The sequence below is a fragment of the Streptomyces sp. NPDC008001 genome (assembly GCF_042958085.1).
Lineage (GTDB): Bacteria > Actinomycetota > Actinomycetes > Streptomycetales > Streptomycetaceae > Streptomyces.
Window position 1 is genome coordinate 267,476 of the sequence record NZ_JBIBIZ010000009.1, and the last position, 16,696, is coordinate 284,171.

A 16,696-nucleotide genomic window follows, 5' to 3' on the forward strand; every position below is an offset into this window, starting at 1 on the left:
CCGACCCCGCCGCACGGGACGTACCGTGCCCGGCCGTGTCGGCGCGGCGTGAGTCGACGCACCGCCGAATGGGTGGATAAGGTCACGATGCAATGACTGGCGGTGCGGAGACCCCGACGGCCCGGATGCGCAAGGCATGGCACCGGGCCCGCACAAGCGTGCGCAAAGCCGGGGTGGACTACTTCCGCGGCGACGGCTCCGACTGGATCGCCCTCGCGGCCCTCCTCCTCACCGTCCCCGCACTCGCCCTGACCACCATCGCGCTGCCCGCCTGGTGCGTCCCCACCGCCCTCGTCCTGCCCATCGTCGCCGGCGGACTGCTGCTGCGCCCCGCCAGCCTGCTCGCCCTCTACGGCGCCTCCGCCGTGGCCCTCGTCGCCGAGGCCGCCGTGCTGAACGCCGAGGCGACCGGGGACGGCGTCCGCGTCACGCCCGGCACGATCCTCGTCGTCGCGGCGGTCGGCCTCCTCGGGCTGCTCATCGCCCAGTTCCGCAGCCGCGTCGGCGTGCCCTGGCGGCGCGGCGGCACCATGCTCTTCGACCTGCGCGAACGCATCCGCGTCCAGAGCAAGCTGCCGAAGCTGCCGCGCGGCTGGCACCGGGAGATGGCGCTGCGGCCGGCCGGCGGCCAGTCCTTCTCGGGCGACTTCGTCGTCGCGGCCCGCACCAACGGCGGCCGCAGCCTGGAGGTCGTCCTCACGGACGTCTCCGGCAAGGGCATGGACGCCGCCTCGCGCGCCCTGCTGCTCTCCGGCGCCTTCGGCGGCCTCCTCGGCTCCCTGCCGCCCCACGCCTTCCTGCCCGCCGCCAACGGCTACCTCCTCCGCCAGGACTGGGACGAGGGCTTCGCCACCTCCGTCCACCTCGTCCTCGACCTCGACAGCGGCGACTACGAGATGTACTCCGCGGGCCACCTGCCCGGCCTCCAGCTCTGCGCCGGCACCGGCCGCTGGGAGGAGAAGGGGGCGGAAGGGCCGCTCCTCGGCGTCTACGACGGCGCCCAGTTCGACCCGATCAAGGGCACGCTGCGGCCCGGCGACGTCCTGATGCTCTTCACCGACGGCCTGGTCGAGACCTCCGAGCGCGACCTCACCGAAGGCATGGACCGCCTCACCGGCGAAGCCGACCGCTACGTCTCCGCCGGCTTCCAGGGCGCGGCCTGGCACCTGATCGAGGCCGTCGCCAAGGACGTCAACGACGACCGGGCCCTGCTGCTGATCTGCCGGCACTGAAACCGCACCGCACCGCACCCCGGAGGACGCCCATGACCGCTCTCGACCTCGCCGCCGTGGAGGCCCTGGCACGCCGCGCCCACGCCGCCCGGACGGACAAGGCGGGCCGCCCGTACACCGAGCACCTGGCGGCCGTCGCCGAGGGCGTCCGGCGGCGCGGCGGCAGCGACGAGCAGATGGCCGCGGCCTGGCTGCACGACGCCGTCGAGGACGACGCCGTGAGCGAGGAGTGGCTGGCCGCCTCGGACCTGCCCCCGGCCGTGAAGGACATCGTGCTGGCGGTGACCAAGCGCGAGGGCGAGGCCCCCGAGGCGTACGCGGCCCGCATCCTGGCCACGCCGGGCGCCCTCCTGGTCAAGGAGGCGGACCTGGCGCACAACTCCGACCCGGAGCGGGCGAAGGAACTGGACGAGGCGACGCGGGAACGCCTGAAGGCGAAGTACGCGCGGATGCGGGCGCTGCTGGGCATCGAAGCGTAGAGGCACCCCTCAGTTCTTACGGAACGCCCACTCCATCCGCGGCTCCATGACGCAGCGGAAGACCCGCCGCACCGGCGTCGTGCACAGCGCCGTCATCACCACGATCGCGATCAGGGTGACCAGGACCTCACCGGCCGGCCGGCGCACCCACGCCGCCACGTCGTACCACTCCCACCAGCGCGACAGCTTGATCAGGAAGCCGTGCAGCAGGTACCCGTACAGCGTCCCCGCGCCGAGCGAGGTGAACCAGACGGTCCGGCGCGGGACCCACGCCAGGAAACCCGCCGTGAGCACCGCGGCGCACACGAACAGGCCCAGCGTCATCACCGGGGCCGTCCAGGCCGGCTCGTGCAGGTCCTGGACGGCGGTGTTGCGGTAGAACCAGCCGGAGTCCAGCCGCGGCGCCAGCCAGTACGCGACGCCCACCGCGGCCGCGAACACCGGCACCGCCGCGACCCGCACCCACCGCCGCCGCACCAGCTCGAAGTGCTCGCGCCGCAGGTGCAGGCCGATCACGAAGAACGGCAGGAACTGCAGCACCCGCTGGAGAGCGAGGTCGCCGCCGATCTCGGGGGAGACCGCGGCCAGCACGGCCACGACGAAGGCGACCGGGACGGGCCAGCGGATCAGCTTCCAGACCGGTGTCGTGAGCCGCCAGACGAAGAGCGCGGCGAGGAACCAGTTCAGGTACCACGGGTTGAGCAGCGAGACCGGCTCCGGCGGCGCGTCGTCCTCCGCCCAGTGCTGGAAGTACGTGTAGGCGACCTCGAAGACCACGTACGGCACGACCACACCCGTGAGCAAGCGCTTGAGCTTGGCCGGGCTCAGGTCGAAACCGCGGGAGAAGTATCCGGAGATCAGGATGAACGCCGGCATGTGGAAGGTGTACACGGTCAGGTAGAGCGCCATCGCGGCACGGCTGGAGTGCGAGAGGGGCTCCCACGCGTGTCCCAGCGCCACCAGGACGATCGCGAGGTACTTCGCGTTGTCGAAGAAGGGGTCGCGCTGTGCGGGGGCGGCGGGCGCGGGCGCCGGGCCGGGCTGCCCCGACGGGGTCACCGCGCGGGCGGGAGGTGTGACAGCGGGGGACATCCGACGCACCCTAGCGGCGCGGCCCGAGCGGGTAAAACCCCTCGTCCGTATATCCACCTCCCCCGGCTTTACGGACAGTTTCCGGACGAAGTGCCGATGAAATGTCACGGACCCGCAGGAACCGGCGAGTTGGTGGCACGATGGTTGACGGGCGAGGGCCGCGGGGAGCATGACTCCCGGGCGACCAGTGGGTATCCGAACCGAGGGTGTGATCAGTTGTGGCCATTTCGCTGTCAGTGGTGCTGCTCTTGGCGATCGTGCTGGTGGTGCTCTTCCGCTCCGGCAGCATCAAGGGCGGCCCGGCCCTCGTCGCCATCCTCTTCGGCTTCTTCCTCGCCTCGACGGGCATGGCCCCGTCGATCCAGAGGTTCCTGAACTCGATCGCCGAAACGATAAACGGCATCAAGTTCTGAGCCGTACGGCAATCGGCGGACGGGCGAAACGGCGGGTGAACGACGAACGCCTCCGGCAGGGCCGGAGGCGTCGGTGGAGCGGGCGACGGGAATCGAACCCGCGTAGCCAGTTTGGAAGACTGGGGCTCTACCATTGAGCTACGCCCGCGCGCGCCGCGAACCGGAAGAGACCGTGCGGCACGCTGTGCATCGTAGCGGGTCGGGGCGGTGCACCGCACGTCACCCCTTCGGCCCCGCCCCCGGGCACGTCCTCACGCCGGTCCCGCGCCGCCCCGTGCTCCCGGGCGCCGCCGGTAATCCGGCCACCACGACCTCCGCGGGCATGTACCCTACGTCTCGCACTTACGGGGTGTGGCGCAGCTTGGTAGCGCGTCCGCTTTGGGAGCGGAAGGTCGTCGGTTCGAATCCGGCCACCCCGACCACGCACGACCTCACACGGCCACGGTCAAGATCACATTGTGGGGCGCATCCTGCTTGCGGTTACTATGCAAGCTGCGCGCCCGTGTGTCTGCACCACCGAGTCTGCCTACCGGGCGCGATCCGCTGAACCTCAGCAGAATCACCAGAAGTCAGCCCCAAGGAGACCGAACCGTGAAGAGCGCCGTGGAGACCCTGAACCCGACTCGGGTTCGGCTCACTGTCGAGGTGCCCTTCGAGGAGCTCAAGGCCAGCCTCGACGCGGCGTACAAGAAGATCAACCAGCAGGTCACGGTGAAGGGCTTCCGTCAGGGCAAGATCCCGGCCCGTGTCATCGACCAGCGCTTCGGCCGCGGTGCGGTGCTGGAGGAGGCCGTCAACGACGCGCTTCCGAAGTTCTACACCGAGGCGATCAACGAGGCCGAGCTGAACCCGCTGGGTCAGCCCGAGGTCGACATCACCGAGCTGAAGGACGGCGAGCTGCTGGCCTTCACCGCCGAGGTGGACATCCGCCCGACCCTGGAGATCCCGGACTACTCCGGCATCGAGGTCACCGTCGACTCCGTCGAGGTCACCGACGAGGACGTCGAGAAGTCGATCGAGCAGCTGCGCGACCGCTTCGCCACCACCGCCCCGGTCGAGCGCGCCGCCGCCGAGGGCGACATCGTCACCGTCGACCTGGAGGCCAAGGTCGACGGCGAGGTCCTCGAGGACGGCGTCGCCAAGGGCGTCGACTACACCATCGGCTCCGGCCAGCTGCTCGACGGCATCGACGAGGCCGTCACCGGCCTGGAGGCCGGCGGCACCGCCACCTTCACCTCCGAGCTCAAGGGCGGTTCCGCCGAGGGCAAGGAGGCCGAGGTCAAGGTCGACGTCACCGCCGTCAAGTCCCGCGAACTGCCGGAGCTCGACGACGACTTCGCCCAGCTGGCGAGCGAGTTCGACACCCTGGAGGAGCTGCGCGCCGACAGCCGCAAGCGCCTCGAGCGGATGAAGAAGTTCGACCAGGCCACGCAGGCCCAGGAGAAGGTCCTCGACGAGCTGATCAAGCTGGTCGAGGTCCCGATGCCGGAGAAGCTGCTCGAGGACGAGGTCAACACCCGTAAGCACAACCTCGAGCACCACCAGCTGGGCCAGATGGGCCTGGACCTCGCGAAGTACCTGGAGATCCAGGGCAAGTCCGCCGAGGAGTTCGACGCCGAGCTCAAGGAGCAGGCCGAGAAGGGCATCAAGACCCAGTTCATCCTCGACGAGATCGTCAACAAGGAGAAGGTCTCGGTCGGCCAGGAGGAGCTCACCGAGCACCTCATGCGCCGTGCCCAGTCCTCCGGCATGAGCCCCGACCAGTTCGCCCAGGCGGTCGTCGAGGGCGGCCAGGTCCCGATGCTCGTCGGTGAGGTCGCCCGCGGCAAGGCGCTGGCCACCGTGGTCGAGGCCGCCACCGTCAAGGACGCGTCCGGCGAGGTCATCAGCCTGGACGACGAGGACGAGGAGACGGCCGAGGCCGCCACCGAGGCCGTCGAGGGCGCCGAGGGCACGACCGAGGCCTGAGCCCCGGTCGCCCGCACGGACGCCGCAGGGCGGCCCTGAAGGCAGTCATGGACGGGTCCGGACGTGTTCGCACGTCCGGGCCCGTCCGTGTCCCCGGGTGCCGTTCCCGGGCCCGGTGCGACCTGCGGATCCCGTCCCGGGCCCTTCCCGGACCCGTCCCGGGCCGGTACCGGCGTCGCACCGAACCTGCGCTCAGAGCGAACAGTTCCTGATGCGGGATGGCGCCCGCCGAACAGCGCGTTAGGGTCCGTAGATACGAGGGCAGGGGACCACTTGGCGACCGCCGGAAGCAGTCCGGCCGGGCCGCCCGTACCCCGGTCCCCGGAGAAGACGCGGAGACGGCCCGTTGCCGTCAGAGACGAGCAGGTGGATACGTGACGAATCTGATGCCTTCCGCCGCCGGTGAGATCGCCATCGGTGGTGGCCTCGGCGACCAGGTCTACAACCGGCTGCTCGGGGAGCGGATCATCTTCCTGGGCCAGCAGGTCGACGACGACATCGCCAACAAGATCACGGCGCAGATGCTCCTCCTGGCCGCCGACCCGGACAAGGACATCTACCTCTACATCAACAGCCCCGGCGGTTCGGTGACGGCCGGCATGGCGGTCTACGACACCATGCAGTACATCCCGAACGACGTGGTGACCATCGGCATGGGCCTCGCGGCCTCGATGGGCCAGTTCCTGCTGACCGGCGGCACCCCGGGCAAGCGCTTCGCGCTGCCCAACACCGACATCCTCATGCACCAGGGGTCCGCGGGCCTCGGCGGTACGGCCACGGACATCAAGATCCAGGCCGAGCAGCTGCTGCGCACCAAGAAGCGCATGGCCGAGATCACCGCGCACCACACCGGCCAGACCGTGGACACGATCATCCGTGACGGTGACCGTGACCGCTGGTTCACGGCCGAGGAGGCCAAGGAGTACGGGATCATCGACGAGATCATCACCCACGCCGCCGGCGTTCCGGGTGGCGGCGGCACCGGGGCCTGAGCCCCGGCGCAGTAGGTAACCGCCAGACAGCCCGTATCCGGGCCCGGGCGCTGCTTCCCGGCCCACCGACCGCCACCAGGATGGTGAAACCCGCATGAACATCTCGTCCCCGAGCGGCCTGTACACCGGCCCCCAGGCCGAGGCCCGTTATGTCGTCCCGCGCTTCGTGGAGCGCACCTCCCAGGGCGTCCGTGAGTACGACCCGTACGCGAAGCTCTTCGAAGAGCGCGTGATCTTCCTGGGCGTGCAGATCGACGACGCCTCCGCCAACGACGTCATGGCGCAGCTGCTGTGCCTGGAGTCGATGGACCCGGACCGCGACATCTCGATCTACATCAACAGCCCCGGCGGCTCGTTCACGGCCCTCACGGCCATCTACGACACGATGCAGTTCGTGAAGCCGGACATCCAGACCGTCTGCATGGGCCAGGCGGCCTCCGCCGCCGCGATCCTGCTGGCCGCGGGCACCCCCGGCAAGCGGATGGCGCTGCCCAACGCCCGCGTGCTGATCCACCAGCCCTCCAGCCAGACGGGCCGCGAGCAGCTCTCCGACCTGGAGATCGCCGCGAAGGAGATCATGCGGATGCGCACGCAGCTGGAGGAGATGCTGGCCAAGCACTCCACCCAGCCGATCGAGAAGATCCGGGACGACATCGAGCGCGACAAGATCCTCACGGCCGAGGACGCGCTCGCCTACGGCCTGGTCGACCAGATCGTTTCTACCCGCAAGAGTTCCGTAAACGTTTGATCGCCGTGCCGCTGGTATCCCCCTTGCGCCGACCGAGTAAGGGCAAGGGGGGCCCGCTCGGGGGGCCCGGCAAGGTACCGTCGATAGGCAAGCACCCGGGTTCGCAGTGCAAGGCGGATCCCAGGCGAAGGGGAAGCACCTCGTGGCACGCATCGGTGACGGCGGCGATCTGCTCAAGTGCTCGTTCTGCGGCAAGAGCCAGAAGCAGGTGAAGAAGCTCATCGCGGGTCCTGGTGTGTACATCTGCGACGAGTGCATCGACCTCTGCAACGAGATCATCGAGGAAGAGCTCGCGGAGACGAGCGAGGTGCGCTGGGAAGAGCTTCCCAAGCCCCGCGAAATCTACGAGTTCCTCGAGGGCTATGTCGTCGGCCAGGAAGCCGCGAAAAAGGCCCTTTCCGTCGCCGTCTACAACCATTACAAGCGGGTGCAGGCCGGCGAGACCGGCGCCCACAACCGCGACGACGGCATCGAGCTCGCCAAGTCCAACATCCTGCTGCTGGGCCCCACGGGCTCCGGCAAGACGCTGCTGGCCCAGACCCTGGCCCGCATGCTGAACGTCCCCTTCGCCATCGCCGACGCGACGGCCCTGACGGAGGCCGGCTACGTCGGCGAGGACGTCGAGAACATCCTGCTGAAGCTGATCCAGGCCGCCGACTACGACGTCAAGAAGGCCGAGACCGGCATCATCTACATCGATGAGATCGACAAGGTCGCCCGAAAGAGCGAAAATCCATCGATCACACGGGACGTGTCGGGCGAGGGCGTCCAGCAGGCCCTGCTGAAGATCCTGGAAGGCACCACGGCCTCGGTCCCGCCCCAGGGCGGCCGCAAGCACCCGCACCAGGAATTCATCCAGATCGACACGACGAACGTGCTGTTCATCGTGGGCGGCGCCTTCTCCGGCCTGGAGAAGATCATCGAGTCCCGGGCGGGCGCGAAGGGCATCGGCTTCGGCGCCACGATCCGCTCCAAGCGGGAGATCGAGGCCAGCGACCAGTTCCAGGAGGTCATGCCGGAGGACCTGGTCAAGTTCGGCATGATCCCGGAGTTCATCGGCCGCCTCCCGGTGATCACCTCGGTCCACAACCTCGACCGCGAGGCCCTCCTCCAGATCCTGGTGGAGCCGCGCAACGCCCTGGTCAAGCAGTACCAGCGGCTGTTCGAACTCGACGGCGTCGAGCTGGAGTTCGACCGCCCGGCCCTGGAGGCCATCGCCGACCAGGCGATCCTGCGCGGCACGGGCGCGCGCGGCCTGCGCGCCATCATGGAGGAAGTCCTGATGTCCGTGATGTACGAGGTCCCGTCCCGCAAGGACGTGGCCCGCGTCGTCATCACGGCGGACGTCGTCCACTCGAACGTGAACCCCACCCTGGTGCCGCGCGAGCCGCGGATCGTGGGGAAGGACGAGCGGCACGAGAAGAGCGCGTAGGCGCTGCGCTGAGCTTGTTTGCTTGTGAGGGCGCCCGGCACTGTGCCGGGCGCCCTTTCGGTTGTCCGGGGGTTCGTAGAACTGGTGGGCGATCCGATGCTCGAACGGGTGGTCGGTAGGGGATCGCCGGACGCAGCGGGACCTGCGTTCCTACGGTCAGATCATGGCCATTTCGCCCGACGATGCGGTGTACTACATCTTCCGGGACCGTCCCGAGATGCTTGCCCCGGTGTTCCGGCTTCTGGGTGTGCCGTTACCGGAGAAGGTGTCCCTAGGAGTACTTCCCGCAGAGACCGCGAAGATGAAGATGCTCGATCGACGCGCGGACTGTGTGCTGGTTGTCGGACCGGCCGACGGCAGTGATGGTTTCCTCGTCGCCGTCGCGATGGCGGAGTGGCGCAGCGAGGGCAAGCCGGTCAGATGGGCGGGCTACCTCTCACACCTGATGGCGAGGTACGACTGTCCGGCCCTCCTTCTGGTGGTCTGCCAGGACAAGGAGGTCGAGGGATGGGCGGCCGGTCCGTTCCAGCTCGGCCCTGAAGGCTGGACTGCGCTGTCCCTGCGTCCGCTGGTCCTGGGGCCCGGGAACGTTCCCCTGATCACCGACCCGGACCGGGCTGCCCAGGATCTGCTGTCGGCGGTGTTCTCCGTCGTGGCGCACAGCCATGAGGAGGAAGACGCTGCGGCTGCACTGAAGGCACTGGGAAAGGCCTTGGCAACGGTCGAGTCGGACTCGGCCGCGTTCTGCTGGGAATTGCTGGAGATCGGTCTGGGGGACTTCCTGACCGAAGACATTCGGAGGCACCTGATGAGCCCGCGTACCTACTTCCCCGGCCGGGGCACCCTGATCGAGGAGACGTACCTGGAGGGCAAGGCCGAGGGGCGCGTCCGGGGGTCTGCCCAGATGGTGCTGCGTGTGCTGGACAACCGGGGAATCCTCATGCCCCCTGCGGCCCGGGAGCGCATCATGGACTGTGCCCAGATGCTCACCTTGGAGCGCTGGATGGACCGCGCCCTCACCGTCTCCACGATCGACGAACTCTTCGTGGAAGAGAGCTGAGCGTTAGTTTGGAAGAGGGCGTCCGGACGAGTGCCGGGCGCCCTTTCGCGCGTCCGTGCGTAGGGTGTGGCCATGGCTGGAGAACGTGATCTGAGCAGGCTCCTGAGCGGAATGCGGCCGGAGCTGAACCCCGGGCGGTACGTCTACGTCACGGCCGCGGACGCGGTGCCGACCGGCCTCACCCCCGTGGTGACGGTGCGGGAGCCCGAGGGGCTGACCCTGGTGCTCGACCAGGAGGAGGCCGACAAGGCGGGCCTGCCGTACGAGTACGTCGCGGGCTGGATCACCCTGCGGATCCACTCCGCCCTGGAGGCGGTGGGGCTCACGGCAGCGGTCTCCCAGGCCCTGGCCCAGGCGGGCCTGAGCTGCAACGTCGTCGCGGGCTTCCATCACGACCACCTGTTCGTTCCGCACGAGCGGGCGCAGGAGGCGGTGGGCGTGCTGGAGAGGCTGGCGAGCGCGGCCGAATGGGATCAGCCCGGCGCTTGAGGACCTGCGAGATCGCCGGGCGCGCGGCACCATAGTTGCCCTATGGTGTTGCTGTGGCAACAACGACGATCCAGATTCCCCGTGAAACCCGCGATCATCTCGCCGAGCTCGCACGGGAACGCGGCCTGACCATCGGCCAGCTCGTCGAAGCACTGGCCGAGCAGGAGCCCACGGCCGAGCAGCGCGCTCAGCGGCTCGCCGCCGCTCGTGAGCACGTGCGTCAGGTCATCGGCCTCGACATCAGCGACGCAGAGTTCGACCAGGCGCCCGACATCTTGGCCAACATCTACAAGATCGCCGCCAAGAAGGCCCGGAGCGCGGCTGCGTGATCATCCTGGACACCGCGGCCACGCGGGCCCTGGCGAACGGCCACAAGACGCTCAACCTGCTCGCGGCCAATATGGCCGCCGCGGCCGATCAGCTGCGTGTTCCCGCCCTGTGCCTCATGCAGGCCGAAGCGGACGACGAGGGGGCGGCGCGGCGCGTCCTGGGCTTTCCCACCGTCGCCGTCGACCCCCTTGATACGGTCGCGGCCGTCACGGTGGGCACGATGGTGCGCGACGGCTACGGTGGTCCGGACACCTGTCACGCTTTGTACTGCGCGCTGCCCCGTGCGGAGTTCACCGGTCTGTCGATCCTGCTCACCGACGACGAAGACCGCTACCCGCCGGGGACGCTGGCCATCAACGTGGACTCCCCGGAGATGCTGGGCTTTCTCTAGCCGGCGACCGCACCGTCCGCCCGGACCTCAAAGCCGCTTTTCCAGCAAGGTGACCGCGTACGGGTTGCCCAGGCCGCCGTCCTTGGACGACTGCTCGCCGACGACGGTGTAGCCCGCCGCTTCGTAGTACGCCCGCAGCCGCGCATTGTTGGCCAGGCAGTCCAGCCGGCACGACGTACGGCCGGCGGCGGCGATGCGGCGTTCGGCCTCGGCCAGCATCCGGAGGCCGGTGCCGGGCGGGGCGGTGCGGCGGTCGGTCATGAGGCGGTGGACGTAGCCCGCCGTCGGGGGCTGCGGGCCCCAGGCGGCCGGGTCGTCCCACCAGAGCTCCCACGCCCCGGCGACCGGCCCGTCCGCGCCGAGGGCCGCGAACCAGACCTCGCCTTCTTCGATGCGCGCCCGGAAGTGCTCCTCGCCGAGCTGGCCGGGCTTCCACTGGTCGATGCCCCGCGTGATCTGCCAGCGCGCCGCGTCGTCGCGCAGCCGGACGAGCCGCGCCAGGTCGCGCGCGCCCGCGCGGCGGAAGGCCAACTCGTACGTGACCTGGGATGTATTCGCGTTCACGACGCGCCAGCCTATGGGGCTGCTCGCCGCTGGCTGATTCGGGCTCTGGCCGGGATCCGGGTCGGGGGACGAGCATGCGGGGGTCCACCTCGCCGAGCGAGCCGAGCGATCGGCCGACCGACCCTCAAGGGAGCGACATGGCAGGCCACTTCATTCTCAAGAGCATCAGTAACAGCGACCTCACCATTGCGACGAGCAAGGGCGCCAAATGGTCCGTCCTCCAGCACGGCAACATCGGCTGGAACACGGCCTCCCGCGCCGTACTGTCCAAGGCCCTCGTCGGCCAGCCGATCGGCAACCGCGACGGACTGCCGCCCCACCGGTACCTGGAGTCCAAGGCCAGCGCGGGTTCGGAGCTGGAGAAGTACCTCCGCAGCGCCGGCTGGGCCGACCTCCTCATCCGCCCGGCCAGCGCCGGCCTCGGCCTCCGTGAACTGAGCCCGAAGGCCAAGGCGGCCTGGGACCGTGGCGACCGCACGGGCGCCCTGGTCGAACAGTTCCTGCACGGCACCGCGACGGTTGAGGTCTACTACATCAACGGCACGGAGATGAGCTAGGTGCGGATCCGTGGGTTGGGTGCGGGTTAGAACGGGCTGCCAGCAGGGGGAGGGGTGGGGGGCTCGGGTCCGGTTTGGGATTGCCTGGGGCCGGTGGGGAGTTGGCCGCCGTACTCGCGCCGTCGCGGATGCGGGTGCGTGAGGAGACCTTGCGCATAGGTGTGGGCTGAGGGGGAGCTGGCTGCTGCCGCGATGTGTCTGGGCCCGTCGTGGGCGCTTCGCTCAGTTTCTCGCCGTTGTGGCTGAGCGGGCGGGTGCGGGTGGTGGGGGTTGGCGGCTGGTGGGCCGTTGTTGGCACGGATATCCACCGGCCGGGGCGTAATACCGGCGGATAAGGGGGCTCAACTGCGCTCTAGCGGCCTTTTTGCGCTTCTCAGCCCCGTAATCAACCGGCTTGGCCCCATGACGGGTGGCTAATGGGGCTCAACCCCCTACTCAGGGACAGCCAACCGCTCAGCCACAGCGGTGGCGCGCCGAGCGAAGCGCCCACGACGGCAGGCACCACATCGCGGCAGCAGCCCGCTCCCCGCCAGCCACGGCCGGAGGGACCGGTCTCCTTACGCGCCCGCATCCGTGACGGCAGGAGTACGGCGGCCAACCGCCCACCGGCCGCAAGCAATCCCGAGCCGACCCGCGCCCCCCACTCCTCCCCCTGCTGCCAGCCTGTCTTGACCTCAGCTACGACGAGACAGGCAGTCGGCCGCGGCGCGTTACGACTGCGGCGGGGAGACGTATGAACCCAGGCCGGGTTCCGTGTAGATGAGGCCCTCAGCTCGTAGGCCCCGGTGGACCTTGTGGGCCGTGGCCGCGGCGATACCGAACTCTTCGCAGAGCTGGAACACGGAGGGCACCCTCGTACGCGGGGGATACGTGCCGTTCTTGATGCGCTGTCGGATCACATCGGCCACCTGACGCCAGCGCGGGATGTCGGGAACGAATTCGATCACATGGGCACGCTACGCGTTTCATGCAGTGCGCGGCAATGAGCGATTAGCTTCGATTTCTTGGTTTTCTAAGTGTGCTACGCATACTGCGGTAGGGTCCCGCATATGGGAGACCCCGGCGACCGCTGGCACGGTCCCGGGGCATGGTCAACGCTTCAGAGGAGCGCCGACATGCGCAACTTTATCCGCCGCTGGTTCGGTTGGACACGGCAGGTTCCAACCCCCGAGCCCCCGCCTCTGCCTGAACTCCGCACCGCTGAGCCCCAACTCCAATCCCCCGCCCCCCAAGGCCCCTCCTGCGGCGTCTACGTGTGGGCCACTGCCCACGGCATCGACCTCCGGCCGGTCGGCCCGCTGGCTGCCTGCACCTGCTCCGTCGAGGAGCATCCGCAAACGCTGCCCGCGATCGGCACGTTCGTCCTGGACACCCGGGACGACACCGTCGGGCAGGTCATGGACAACGGCGGTTCGCAGATCCTGCTGCGTACGCTCGTCGGCGGCAAGGAGTGGGAGGCGGAACCCGGCGCGGTCCGGCCCGTCACCGAAGCGGAGCTGCTCAGCGCCAAGGTGCAGGCGGCCAACACCGCCAGCAGGTGGGGTAGATAGCTGAGAACGGCGACGGGTCGCCCTGCGGCCCGTCACCGCTGCGCGGGCGACCTACGCTGGGCGAGGTTGCCCTAGACGCCTAGTGGTACTCGCAAGCGAAGGTGGCGTGCTGAGGGCGGACCCCGAGGAGCTTCAACATTTCTATGCAGGGGTCATTGCTGTGCAGTACGTCGTCCATCGGATCGTTAGATGCACCCTGACAGGCCTGCTTCACCTTGGGGCCGACGGTGTAACCGTACGACTTCAGGTAACTCGTGCACTGGGCGGGAGTAGCTTCTGCCGCGGTCGAGGTGGCAAGTTGAAGCGTGCCTGCTGTCATGATCAACCCTGCTGCAATCGCCACTCGCTGTGCCAACTTGCGCACGATGTTGTCTCCCTCACATCAAGTAGCCTGCCGGGCGGGCTCAACGAGCCGCTCGGCAGGCTTGATCATCGATGGGGGTAACCTTACTGGCCGTGACCTTTGGTCATGCGCTGTGATTCAGCCATCCTCCCGACTGGTGCGACGGCTCACTTGTCCTTGCGAACCTCGTTGCGGACCTTGGCGGTCGCCTCCGAGAGTTCCTCGGCGGACATTCCATTGCCTGTGGAGGTCGCGCCCCCATAGGGGGAGTTGCTCTTCGAGGTCACATGCCGGACTACACCGAAGGCGCTCGAGTCGCCCCAGATGCAGACGCTGATCTCGCCGGTGCTTGAGATCGTGCCCATGCTGGCCGTCGACTTCTTCTGCTCGCACTTCATGACCGCGCCGTCGAAGCCGCTTGGGGAGAAGCTTGTCCAAGCTGTGACTGTTTCGACCTTAACGCCCTGCATGGTCGCAGTGTTCTTCTTCTCGTCCTCTTCCGTCTTTGCGATCACCGCATCGACCGTCTTCTCCGGGTCGGAGAGCTCGCCGTACACGCCAAGTACCGTGAGAGTTTGCTTCTCGGCACTTGCGTATGCCCCCGAGACGCCCGTGCCGTTGGAGATGCCCAGTTCCTTGGCGTTCTTGTCGTCGGCCAGGTCCTTCGTGCTCGTCTGCTTAGCCCCGGGCGCGCTCGCACTGCTCTTCGTGTACTTGCCGTCCAGCAGCGTGTCCGGCAGGACGATCGTGTACGGCTTCACGTCACCGCCGCCGCCCATGAAGTACACCACCCCCGCGATGAGCGCGCCCACGACCGCTACCGCGCCGATCGTGATGCCGATCGCCTTGCCCTTGCCGCCGCCCTGGGGCGGGACCGGCGGGGGGTACTGGCCCGGGTAGCCGGGCTGGGACTGCTGGGGGACGCCCCAGGGCTGCTGGGGCTGCTGCGGGGCGGCGCCGTACGGCGTGCCGGGCGGCGGCGGGGGCGGCGGGTAACCGTAACCGGGCTGGCCGGCGGGGGCGCCCTGGCCGTACGGCTGCTGAGGCGGCTGCTGGCCGTAGGGGCCCGGCTGGTTGTAGCTCATCGTTTCTCTCTCGATCCTGGGGGGATTCGTGTGACAGTCCCGCTATCCTTCCGGATCTCCTACAGGGGCCTTGACGCCGGGCGGCAACGGTTTCGGAACAGTTGCGTACGCATCGGCGGTCACTTCGGCCACTTCGGTCGAATCGCCCCCTGCCCCGTCTCCGCGCCGCCCCGCAGGGGCTACCGCGGCTTGCGGACCTCCTTGCGGATTTTGGCCGTGACCTCGGCCAGCTTCTCCGCCGTCAGGCCGTTGGTCTTCTGCATGTCCTCGCTGCCGCCCATGCTGTGGCTCATGACGAGCCCGACGGCACCCTTGTCGCCCCAGATGCACTGGCTCATGACCTGCGAGAACTTCTTCTCGACGATGCTGAACGACATCGTGTCCTGCTTGCACTTCAGGACGGCGCCGTCGAAGCCGCTCGGGCGGTAGTCCTTGTACTCGCCGCGCTTGAGCCAGTCGCTCGTCGGCGTCCCGTCCTCGTTGTCCTTGTCCGACTCGGCCATGTTCCTGATCATCTTGTCGACGGACTTCGCCGGGTCGGGGATTTTGCCGTACATGCCGACGACCTGGAGGCCCTGGTTCTTGTCGTTCTTGTAGCCGACGTGGTCGCCGTCGACGCCCTCAAGGCCGAGCTTCTTCATTTCGGCACGGTCCTCGGCGTCGAGGCTCTTGACTCCCTCGTCGTCGGCGTCCGGCGCCTGCTTCTTGTACTCGCCGTCCACCAGTGCCGGAGGCAGCTCGATCGTGTACGCCCCCCTGCCGTCGTCATCGCCGCCGGTGAAGTACAGGGCGCCGCCCACCAAGGCCCCCACCACGGCCAGCGCGCCCACTCCGATGCCGATCGCCTTGCCCTTTCCGCCCCGGCGGTCCGGGATCGGCGGCGGCCACTGGCCCTGCTGACCGTACGGCGGCTGGCCCGGCTGCCCGTACGCCTGACCGGGCTCCCCGTAAGGCTCCCCGTAAGGCTGCGGCGGCACGGGCGGTCCCTGCGGCGCCGGCGGAACGGGCGGCGGCGTCGGCTCGTAGTCGTTCATCGGATGTTCCCCCCACGTCTGTTTGGTGACAGAAGTCGGTCTACATCCTTTCTTGTCGCTTATTCAGTTCTTACGTCGGGTCTCACTTCAGAGTCTGCTCTCACTTCGGGGTCAGCGCCGCCCCCCGCAGCCTCCCCGCCGCTTCCGCCGCCTCCGGAATATCCGTCCGCTCGCCCAGGGCCGCCCCCACGACGCCCACCGTGCCGCGGTCGGCCCACACGCAGTACGGGAGCGTCAGGGCCGCGCCGGGCCCGCCGTCCGCCGGCGTGAAGCGCACCGACTGGCACTTCATCACCGCGTCACGGCCCACGCCCCGCGGGCGGACCCGCTCCGGCCGCCCCTGCACCTCTTCCCTCGCGCCGCGCTTCACCGGCTGCTTCAGCGCGTCCTCCGCCATCGCCTCGAACATGCCGTCCACGGCCCGCTCGGGATCCTTCACCTCACCCCAGATGCCGCTGAACATCAGCTTTTCCCGGCCGGAGGAGTAGCCGGCCGTGACGCTCCCCGCGTCGTGGACCCCCAGGCTCCGCAGGCGGTCCAGGTGATCCGTACGGAACGTCCGGCCGACCGGCGAGTCCCTCCGGAAGCCGGCCACGCGGTCCGGCGCCGTCAGCCGGTACCGCTCGCCGCCGCCGTCCCCGCGCCCGTCGCCCGCACCGCCCGCCGGGCCGCCGCGCGTGAGGATCAGGAAACCGCCCAGAAGGGCGCACAGCATGACGATCGAACCGATCACCACGCCCGCCACCAGCTTCCCCTTGCCGCTCGGGCGGTCCGGGACGGGCGGCGGCCACACGGCCGCGCCGTAGCCGCTCGGACCGCCCGGCTGTGCGTAGGACCGGGGGGCCGCCGGAAGCGGCTCGTACAGGTCGGCCTGCTGCTTGCTCATCGTTCTCTCGTCGCTTCTCTCGTTGCGTGGGCGTCATCCTTGCCGATCCCG

The 16,696-nt window shown here is 69.0% G+C and carries 20 protein-coding genes and 2 tRNA genes; 14 read left to right on the forward strand and 8 right to left on the reverse strand.

The window, feature by feature from the left end:
• The first annotated feature begins 92 nt into the window (after positions 1–92).
• Positions 93–1,232 (forward strand): PP2C family protein-serine/threonine phosphatase, encoded by a 1,140-nt coding sequence (locus tag ACFZCD_RS24955; RefSeq protein WP_391834443.1) that lies wholly within the window; start codon positions 93–95, stop codon positions 1,230–1,232.
• A gap of 32 nt (positions 1,233–1,264) precedes the next feature.
• Positions 1,265–1,711 carry an HD domain-containing protein gene (locus tag ACFZCD_RS24960; RefSeq protein WP_391834445.1) on the forward strand — a complete coding sequence of 149 codons (447 nt, stop codon included), beginning with the start codon at positions 1,265–1,267 and terminating at the stop codon, positions 1,709–1,711.
• 9 nt (positions 1,712–1,720) lie between these two features.
• On the opposite strand, the gene ACFZCD_RS24965 is transcribed toward ACFZCD_RS24960, so the two are convergent.
• Positions 1,721–2,803 (reverse strand): acyltransferase family protein, encoded by a 1,083-nt coding sequence (locus tag ACFZCD_RS24965; protein WP_391834446.1) that lies wholly within the window; start codon positions 2,801–2,803, stop codon positions 1,721–1,723.
• Positions 2,804–3,021: 218 nt separating this feature from the next.
• Here ACFZCD_RS24965 and ACFZCD_RS24970 point away from each other — a divergent pair, with 218 nt between their 5' ends.
• The gene (locus tag ACFZCD_RS24970) at positions 3,022–3,216 is read left to right on the forward strand and encodes a hypothetical protein (RefSeq protein WP_058044441.1); all 195 of its coding nucleotides are present in this window, start codon (positions 3,022–3,024) and stop codon (positions 3,214–3,216) included.
• Positions 3,217–3,290: 74 nt separating this feature from the next.
• Here ACFZCD_RS24970 and ACFZCD_RS24975 read toward each other — a convergent pair.
• Positions 3,291–3,364: transfer RNA gene (locus ACFZCD_RS24975), tRNA-Gly, on the reverse strand.
• A gap of 197 nt (positions 3,365–3,561) precedes the next feature.
• Between ACFZCD_RS24975 and ACFZCD_RS24980 the strand changes: the two genes are divergently transcribed.
• The 9 genes from ACFZCD_RS24980 to ACFZCD_RS25020 all read left to right on the forward strand — a co-directional run bounded on the left by ACFZCD_RS24980 (position 3,562) and on the right by ACFZCD_RS25020 (position 10,626).
• Positions 3,562–3,638, forward strand: a tRNA-Pro gene (locus ACFZCD_RS24980).
• 169 nt (positions 3,639–3,807) lie between these two features.
• Complete coding sequence (tig, locus tag ACFZCD_RS24985) at positions 3,808–5,184, forward strand: trigger factor (protein ID WP_391834448.1); 1,377 nt, start codon at positions 3,808–3,810, stop codon at positions 5,182–5,184.
• Positions 5,185–5,570: 386 nt separating this feature from the next.
• Positions 5,571–6,176: an ATP-dependent Clp protease proteolytic subunit gene (locus tag ACFZCD_RS24990; protein WP_391834850.1), complete on the forward strand. Its 606-nt coding sequence runs from the start codon at positions 5,571–5,573 to the stop codon at positions 6,174–6,176.
• A gap of 94 nt (positions 6,177–6,270) precedes the next feature.
• On the forward strand, positions 6,271–6,924 hold the full coding sequence (locus tag ACFZCD_RS24995) for an ATP-dependent Clp protease proteolytic subunit (protein ID WP_058044444.1): 654 nt from the start codon (positions 6,271–6,273) through the stop codon (positions 6,922–6,924).
• Positions 6,925–7,066: 142 nt separating this feature from the next.
• On the forward strand, positions 7,067–8,356 hold the full coding sequence (gene clpX, locus ACFZCD_RS25000) for an ATP-dependent Clp protease ATP-binding subunit ClpX (protein ID WP_030366476.1): 1,290 nt from the start codon (positions 7,067–7,069) through the stop codon (positions 8,354–8,356).
• Between the two features lie 163 nt (positions 8,357–8,519).
• A complete protein-coding gene (locus tag ACFZCD_RS25005) occupies positions 8,520–9,416 on the forward strand; it encodes a hypothetical protein (RefSeq protein ID WP_391834451.1) in 897 nt (298 codons plus the stop codon).
• A gap of 72 nt (positions 9,417–9,488) precedes the next feature.
• Positions 9,489–9,905 (forward strand): ACT domain-containing protein, encoded by a 417-nt coding sequence (locus ACFZCD_RS25010; RefSeq protein ID WP_391834453.1) that lies wholly within the window; start codon positions 9,489–9,491, stop codon positions 9,903–9,905.
• 53 nt (positions 9,906–9,958) lie between these two features.
• The gene (locus ACFZCD_RS25015) at positions 9,959–10,234 is read left to right on the forward strand and encodes a hypothetical protein (protein WP_391834455.1); all 276 of its coding nucleotides are present in this window, start codon (positions 9,959–9,961) and stop codon (positions 10,232–10,234) included.
• On the forward strand, positions 10,231–10,626 hold the full coding sequence (locus ACFZCD_RS25020) for a hypothetical protein (RefSeq protein WP_391834457.1): 396 nt from the start codon (positions 10,231–10,233) through the stop codon (positions 10,624–10,626). Before ACFZCD_RS25015 ends, ACFZCD_RS25020 begins: the two co-directional genes overlap by 4 nt.
• Positions 10,627–10,653: 27 nt before the next feature.
• Here ACFZCD_RS25020 and ACFZCD_RS25025 read toward each other — a convergent pair whose 3' ends face one another.
• Complete coding sequence (locus ACFZCD_RS25025; RefSeq protein ID WP_391834459.1) at positions 10,654–11,190, reverse strand: GNAT family N-acetyltransferase; 537 nt, start codon at positions 11,188–11,190, stop codon at positions 10,654–10,656.
• Positions 11,191–11,327: 137 nt separating this feature from the next.
• Between ACFZCD_RS25025 and ACFZCD_RS25030 the strand changes: the two genes are divergently transcribed.
• Positions 11,328–11,747, forward strand: a complete 420-nt coding sequence (locus tag ACFZCD_RS25030; protein ID WP_391834461.1) for a hypothetical protein — start codon at positions 11,328–11,330, stop codon at positions 11,745–11,747.
• A 710-nt stretch (positions 11,748–12,457) separates the two neighbouring features.
• Here ACFZCD_RS25030 and ACFZCD_RS25035 read toward each other — a convergent pair.
• The gene (locus ACFZCD_RS25035) at positions 12,458–12,694 is read right to left on the reverse strand and encodes a GntR family transcriptional regulator (RefSeq protein ID WP_391834462.1); all 237 of its coding nucleotides are present in this window, start codon (positions 12,692–12,694) and stop codon (positions 12,458–12,460) included.
• A gap of 306 nt (positions 12,695–13,000) precedes the next feature.
• Between ACFZCD_RS25035 and ACFZCD_RS25040 the strand changes: the two genes are divergently transcribed.
• Complete coding sequence (locus tag ACFZCD_RS25040) at positions 13,001–13,297, forward strand: hypothetical protein (RefSeq protein ID WP_391834464.1); 297 nt, start codon at positions 13,001–13,003, stop codon at positions 13,295–13,297.
• A 79-nt stretch (positions 13,298–13,376) separates the two neighbouring features.
• On the opposite strand, the gene ACFZCD_RS25045 is transcribed toward ACFZCD_RS25040, so the two are convergent.
• From ACFZCD_RS25045 to ACFZCD_RS25060, 4 genes are all read right to left on the reverse strand, one after another.
• On the reverse strand, positions 13,377–13,661 hold the full coding sequence (locus ACFZCD_RS25045; RefSeq protein ID WP_391834466.1) for a hypothetical protein: 285 nt from the start codon (positions 13,659–13,661) through the stop codon (positions 13,377–13,379).
• Positions 13,662–13,807: 146 nt separating this feature from the next.
• Positions 13,808–14,725 (reverse strand): hypothetical protein, encoded by a 918-nt coding sequence (locus tag ACFZCD_RS25050; RefSeq protein WP_391834468.1) that lies wholly within the window; start codon positions 14,723–14,725, stop codon positions 13,808–13,810.
• A gap of 179 nt (positions 14,726–14,904) precedes the next feature.
• Positions 14,905–15,759, reverse strand: coding sequence for a hypothetical protein (locus ACFZCD_RS25055; RefSeq protein ID WP_391834470.1), 855 nt, complete (start codon positions 15,757–15,759; stop codon positions 14,905–14,907).
• Positions 15,760–15,859: 100 nt separating this feature from the next.
• On the reverse strand, positions 15,860–16,645 hold the full coding sequence (locus ACFZCD_RS25060) for a hypothetical protein (RefSeq protein ID WP_391834472.1): 786 nt from the start codon (positions 16,643–16,645) through the stop codon (positions 15,860–15,862).
• Positions 16,646–16,696: the final 51 nt, after the last annotated feature.